A 6,000-nucleotide genomic window follows, 5' to 3' on the forward strand; every position below is an offset into this window, starting at 1 on the left:
CCGCCTCGGCTCCCACCCACCGGAGCACTCGCACGCGGCCCAAACAGTACGCCCCCGACACCCGCCCCACCCCGGTCCGCCACGTCCCCCGGCCCCCTGTGCAACCACCGTCGCAGATGGGGTACAGTGACACTGGATCGAGCGGTCTCTGACGGCTCATCAGGCGGGCGTAGTTTAATGGTAGAACATGAGCTTCCCAAGCTTAGAGCGCGAGTTCGATTCTCGTCGCCCGCTCCATACCGAAAGCCGCAGGTCACATGACCTGCGGCTTTTGCGTTGTCGGGGCTGGGGTGGCCCCGGGCGGGGTCAGTGGTGGTTGGCCCAGGTGGGGGTCCAGGTGTCCGGGGTGGTGGGGGTGGGGGTGAGGTGGGCGCGGAGGGTGGGGAGGGCGGGGTGGGGGTTGTCGCGGTGCCAGAGGAGTGAGTGGGGGTAGACGGGGGTCGGGTCGGTCACCGGGATGCGGCGCAGGCCGTGGCCGGCGGGCCAGACGAGGCGGGTCCGCTCGCTCATGAAGGTGGCCAGGGCCGGGGTGTCGGCGACGGTGTCGAGGAGGGCGTCGGAGCCGAAGTTGGGGCCGGTGGACTCGATGGTGAGGCCGAACTCGGCGACGAGGTCGTCGTAGTAGGCGCCCCACTCGCTGCCGGGGACGATGCCGGGCATCCAGATCCGGTGGCCGACCAGGTCGGCGACGGTCACCGACCTGGCGTCCGCCAGGGCGTGGGCGGGGCCGGTGAGGAGCTGGAGGGGTTCGTCGAGGACCCGGACGGACTCGATGTCCTCGGGGAGCGGCCGGCCGGGCATGGCGACGGCGCGGAAGGACGCGTCGATGGTGCCGGAGCGGATGGCGGCGACGGCGGTCTCGATGTCGAGCAGCATCAGCACGTCGAGGTCGATCCCGGGGTGGGCGCTGTGGAAGTCGCGCATCAGGCCCGAGGCCGCGCCGCGCGAGTTGAGCACGTCGACGCGCAGCGGGCGGCGGCCGGCGCGCACGGACGCGACCGCGCGTTCGGCGGCGCGCAGCAGCTCGCGGGCGTGGGGCAGGAAGGCCTGTCCGTCGATGGTGAGTTCGGCGCCGCGCGGGGTGCGGGTGAACAGTCGGACGCCGAGGTCGCGCTCCAGTGCGGCGACGCGCTTGGAGACGGCCTGCTGGGTGACGGCCAGGTCGACGGCGGCCTTCTGGAACTGGCCGGCTTCGGCGATGGCGGCGAAGGTGCGCACTGCTTCGAGGTCCACGCCGACCCACCCTAGGGAACAACCACTGGTTGTGCAGGAGGGGTGAGGCGGTTGTTTGACCCCTTGTCCTGGCGTCGGATTGGCTCTCCCCGGTCAACCGCGGTTTGTGCGGTCGGACGTCGAGTCGAGGGGAGCGCACCGCGGATGAGGGGCGGGAGACGGTTGGGCCGGCCGTTCGGCCGGCTGTGGGCGGCGTACGCGGTGAGCGCGTACGGGTCCGGGCTGGGGTTCGGGGCGCTGCCGCTGATCGCGGTCCTGGTGCTGCACGCCGGCCCGGCCGAGGTGTCCGCGCTGTCGGCGGTGGGGCCCGCGGTGGGCGCGCTGGTCGCGGCGCCGCTCGCGCCGTGGGTGGAGTTCCGGCGCAAGCGCCCGGTCATGATCGCGATGGACCTGGTCCGGTTCGCGGCCATGGCGACGATCCCGCTCGCCTACGCCTTCGGCCTGCTCGGCTTCGTCCAGCTGCTCGTGGTGTCGGTGGTGGTCGCCGCGGCCAGGATCGCGTTCGGCGCGGCCAGTGGCGCGTACCTCAAGGCCATCGTCCGGCCGGACGACCTGCTGGTGGCCAACGCCCGCCTGGAGTCCACGAACTGGAGCTCCATCGCGGTCGGGCCGCCGCTGGGCGGGGCGGCGGTCGGCCGGTTCGGGCCGGTCACCACGGTGGTGGCCGACGCGGTCAGCTACCTGTTCTCCGCGCTGTGGATCACCGCGATCCGTGGCCGGGAGGAGGCGCCGCGGCGGGCCGGCGGGAGTTCGGTCCGAGCCGGAACGGTGCTCGACGGCTGGCGGCACATCACGGGCGACCCCGGGCTGCGGGCGCTCTACCTCAACAACCTGCTCGTCGCCGGTCTGATCATGGCCACCGAGCCGGTGCTCGCGGTGCTCCTGCTGCGCCAACTCCACTTCGCCCCGTGGCAGTACGGCCTCGCCTTCGCGGCGCCCTGCCTCGGCGGGCTGATCGGCTCCCGGTTGGCCCGGCGGGTGGTGGAGCGGTACGGCCGGGACCGGGTGCTCCGGATCGTCGGCACCCTGCGTGCCGTCTGGCTGATCGGCCTGGTCTTCGTCCGGCCCGGCGTGGTCGGCCTCGTCACCGTGATGGCCGTCGAGCTGGCGATCATCGTCAACATGAGCCTGTTCAACCCGGTGCTCGCCACCTACCGGCTCGAACGCACGCCCGAGCACCTCCTCGCCCGCACCCTGTCCGCCTGGTCGATCGGGCAGCAGGCGTCCATCGCCGTCTGCACCGCGCTCGGCGGGCTGCTCGCCGACGCCACCGGCCCGCGCACCGCCCTCACGGTCGCGGGACTGCTCATCCTGGCCACCCCGTTCCTGCTGCCCCGGGCCGACCGGACGCGGTCGGAAGCCGTGCCGGACGACCCGGCGGCACGGAGGTCACCCGTCTGAGCGTCGACCGGCCGCGCTGCCGGAGGGACGGTACGGCGGCAGCCGCGGGTCGGTGGACCCGCGGCTGCCGCGGGCTCGGGGCGCAGGAGTGCCCGAGCGGGGATCAGTGGCGGGCGGCGAGCTCCTCCAGCGTGGCGACCAGGGCGGCCGGGGCGGGCAGGGCGGCGTTGGCGGACTGCAGACGCTGGGCGGCGTCGCGGAGCGCGGGGTCGGTGAGGACGCGTTCGAGCAGCGGGGTGTCGACGGCGTCGGAGGCGGAGCTCAGCGCGGCGCCGGTGGCGGTGAGGGCCTCGGCGTTGAGGAAGTGGTCCGCGCCCTGCGGGAGCAGCAGCTGGGGCAGGCCGGCCTGGACGGCGGTCAGCATGGTGCCCGAGCCGCCGTGGTGGATCAGCGCGTCGGCCTGGCTGAGCAGTTCGTTGAGCGGGACCCAGGGCAGGCCGCGGACGTTGTCGGGCAGGGTGCCGAGCGGGGCGAGGTCGGCGCCGCCGACCGCGAGCAGGAAGTCGGCGTCGACCTCGGCCGCCGCCTGGACCATGCGGACCACCGCGCGGACGCCGTCGAGCTCGGAGAGCACGGTGCCCAGGGTGACGACCGCCCGCGGACGGTCGGGCTTGCGGAGGAACTCGGCGGGGACGACGCCGCCGCCGTTGTACGGGACGTAGCGCATCGCGAGGCCGTCCGGGTCGCCGCCGAGCGGGCCGACGTTGAGCGTCGCGGCGATCGACGGCCCGGCCAGGCCCCACTCCTCGTACAGGTCGGGCACGTGCGAGGCCACCAGTTCGGCCATGGAACGGCCGGGACTGGCACCGAAGTTGTGCACGACCGCCGGGATCCTGAGCCGGGTGGCGACCAGCGGGGCGGCGGAGTGGAAGGCATCGTGGACGATCAGGTCGGCGCCCCAGTCGGTGGCGGCCGCCAGCAGGCCGTCGACGTCGGGGCGGGTGGCGTACGCGAACATCGCGGCCGCCATGTCGAAGATCTCTTCCTGGGTCTTGTCCTGGTTGACGTACTGGACCCGGCCGCCGAGGCGCTCCTCGACGATCTCCCGCAGGGTCCGGCCGTCGCCGATCTCCACGACGGGGAAGCCCGAGGGCCGGATCATGTCGAGCGGCTGTGCGCCGGCGAACAGCACCTCGTGCCCTGCGGCACGCAGCGCCTGGGCGGTGGGCACCATCGGGTAGAGGTGACCGGCCGCGGCGGGGCCGGTGAAGAGTATGCGCATGGTCTTCTCCTTGCGAATGTTTCCGACAAGGCAGTCTCACCTTTCAAGTTGACGTTCAGTCAATTCGATATGAATCACCATGCGCGGTAATCGGCCGTTCTGGGACGGGGCTTGCCTCTCGGGTGTCGGTGTGCTCCTCGCGCCGGTCGCCCGGTGCGGGCGGGCGGGTCGGACCGCTCGGGTGGCTGGATTGCTCGGGCGGCCGGATCGTTCGGGCGGCCGGATCGTTCAGGAAGCGGCGAGGAACTCCCGGACGGCGCCGGTGAACGCCCCGGTCTCCTCGGCGAGCACGATGTGGCCGGTGTCGAACTCGGCGTAGGCACTGCCGGGCAGGGCGGAGTGCAGCCGGCGGGCGTTCTCCACCGGGACGGTGGCGTCCCGGGTGCAGCCGATCACCAGGGTGGGGGCCTGGACGCGCGGGAGCAGCGGGCCGAGGTCGAGGGCCAGGTTGAGGGCGATGTGCCGCAGGGTGCCCGGAGTCGGCCGCAGGTAGGCGGTGTTGGCCTGGACGGCGGCGCGCCCGATCCGGTCGAGGAAGCCGCGGCTGAAGGCGGTGAGGGTGGCGTAGCCGCCGAACGCGGTGGGGTGGTCGGCGAGCGAGAGCCAGGTGGCCATGGAGAGCCGCAGGTACTCGTCCTGCTCCGCGCTGATCCAGCCGGCCGCGGCGACCAGGCGGCGGACCCGCCCGGGGTGCAGGGCGGCGGTCGCGGTGGCGACGACGGCGCCGAGCGAGAAGCCGAGGACGTCGGCGGGGCCGCGGCCGGCGTCCTCGATCACGGCGGCGACCTGGGCGGCCAGGGTCTCCAGGGTGAGCGGAGCGCCGTCGTCCTCGGCGGCCTCGCTGCCGGAGAGGTCGGGCAGCAGCACGGTGTAGCGGTCGGTGAAGGCGTCCAGCAGGCCGTCCCACATGGCGGAGCCGGGGCCGGTGCCGTGCACCAGGACGAGGGTGTCGGGGCCGTCGCCGACGACGCGGTAGGGGATGCGGGCGGTGTCGACGGTGATGACGGGCATGGCGGGTCCTCTCGATGGCGGGTCAGAAGGCTTGTTCGGGAGGCCGGTCGGCGGTTCGGGCCGCCCGGCCGGCAGATAAGTAAACTACACAGTGCAGGGCAGTGATTCAACTGCACCGTGCAGTGCACTATGAACGTGTGGGAACGGTGAGGGACGGGACCGGGAGGGGAACTGCCCGTACCCGTCCGCCGTCCAAGCAGTGACGGAATGCCTGCCCGGGTTGAACGCCGGGAGGAGTACGGAGGGCCCTGTGCAGTCAGGTGGTGCCGAACTGAATCTCGGACGCCCGGGTGGCCGCCCCGGAGGGGCGCGGATAGCGCCGGTTCGCCGACCGGGGTCGAACCCTGGGGTGACGGCCGATCAACTCGACGCCGCCGAACGCTGCGAGACGCTGCTCCAGGACACCCTGGACGCCGTCCGTCCGGCACCGGTCTGGCAGGGGGCGCCCGCGCGGGCCGGAGCGCGGCTGCCGCTGCCGGGGCGCGAATCGGAACTGCTCTGGTACGTCACCCGCGGCCGGGACCTCCTCACCGTCGTCTCGCTGCCCCGCCGGGCGGCGCTGGCGGACGTGGTGGAGCGGCACTGGCGCCGGCGCGGCTGGACGATCACCTCGCTGAACGCCGACCGGGACCGCCCGGGTGTCGCCGCGACCACCCCGGACGGCTACCGGCTGGCGCTGCGCTTCGGGGAGTCGGGCGAGGCCGGGCTGACCGCGAGTTCGCCCGGCGTGGCCCGCTCGGAGCGCGGCCCGGTGCTGTCCGGCGGCGTCGACCGCTGTGCGCCGCCGCTGCCGTACGTCCGCTGTCCGCACTGGAGCGCGCTGGGTTAGTCGCCCCGGTTGTTCCGGGCGCCCCGGTTGTTCTGACGGTTCCGCCCCGGCTGTTCCGGCTGCTCGGGGCCGCTCAGGGCCGCTCTCCGGGTGGCGGGCCGGAGCCCGGCCGTAGGGCCGTGGGTGCCGACCGGGGGAGGCGTGGGGGGGGGGGCCCCCCCACCCCCCCCCCCCCCCCCCCCCCCCCCCTTCCTCTCCCTCTCCCCCCCCCCCCCCCCCCCCCCCCCCTTCTTTCCGTCTTTTGTACCACCCTTCCATCCCCTCCTCCCCCCCCCCCCCTCCCCCCCTCCCCCACCCCCACCCC

General features: G+C 73.9%; 5 protein-coding genes and 1 tRNA gene. 3 read left to right on the top strand and 3 right to left on the bottom strand.

Features of this window, described 5'->3' with window-relative positions; all coding sequences use genetic code 11:
* Positions 1-163: 163 nt before the first annotated feature.
* Positions 164-237, top strand: a tRNA-Gly gene (locus tag ACZ5OX_RS07555).
* Between the two features lie 69 nt (positions 238-306).
* Here ACZ5OX_RS07555 and ACZ5OX_RS07560 read toward each other — a convergent pair.
* Positions 307-1,233 (bottom strand): LysR family transcriptional regulator, encoded by a 927-nt coding sequence (locus ACZ5OX_RS07560; RefSeq protein WP_465629131.1) that lies wholly within the window; start codon positions 1,231-1,233, stop codon positions 307-309.
* Between the two features lie 144 nt (positions 1,234-1,377).
* Here ACZ5OX_RS07560 and ACZ5OX_RS07565 point away from each other — a divergent pair, with 144 nt between their 5' ends.
* Positions 1,378-2,634, top strand: coding sequence for an MFS transporter (locus tag ACZ5OX_RS07565; protein ID WP_465629132.1), 1,257 nt, complete (start codon positions 1,378-1,380; stop codon positions 2,632-2,634).
* Positions 2,635-2,737: 103 nt separating this feature from the next.
* Here ACZ5OX_RS07565 and ACZ5OX_RS07570 read toward each other — a convergent pair whose 3' ends face one another.
* Both ACZ5OX_RS07570 and ACZ5OX_RS07575 read right to left on the bottom strand, forming a co-directional pair.
* Positions 2,738-3,856: a nucleotide disphospho-sugar-binding domain-containing protein gene (locus tag ACZ5OX_RS07570; RefSeq protein ID WP_465629133.1), complete on the bottom strand. Its 1,119-nt coding sequence runs from the start codon at positions 3,854-3,856 to the stop codon at positions 2,738-2,740.
* A gap of 228 nt (positions 3,857-4,084) precedes the next feature.
* Complete coding sequence (locus tag ACZ5OX_RS07575) at positions 4,085-4,867, bottom strand: alpha/beta fold hydrolase (protein ID WP_465629134.1); 783 nt, start codon at positions 4,865-4,867, stop codon at positions 4,085-4,087.
* A gap of 349 nt (positions 4,868-5,216) precedes the next feature.
* On the opposite strand from ACZ5OX_RS07575, the gene ACZ5OX_RS07580 reads away from it, so the two are divergent.
* Positions 5,217-5,696, top strand: a complete 480-nt coding sequence (locus ACZ5OX_RS07580; protein WP_392868512.1) for a hypothetical protein — start codon at positions 5,217-5,219, stop codon at positions 5,694-5,696.
* Positions 5,697-6,000 lie beyond the last annotated feature (304 nt).

The organism is Kitasatospora sp. NPDC032121 (assembly GCF_055580145.1).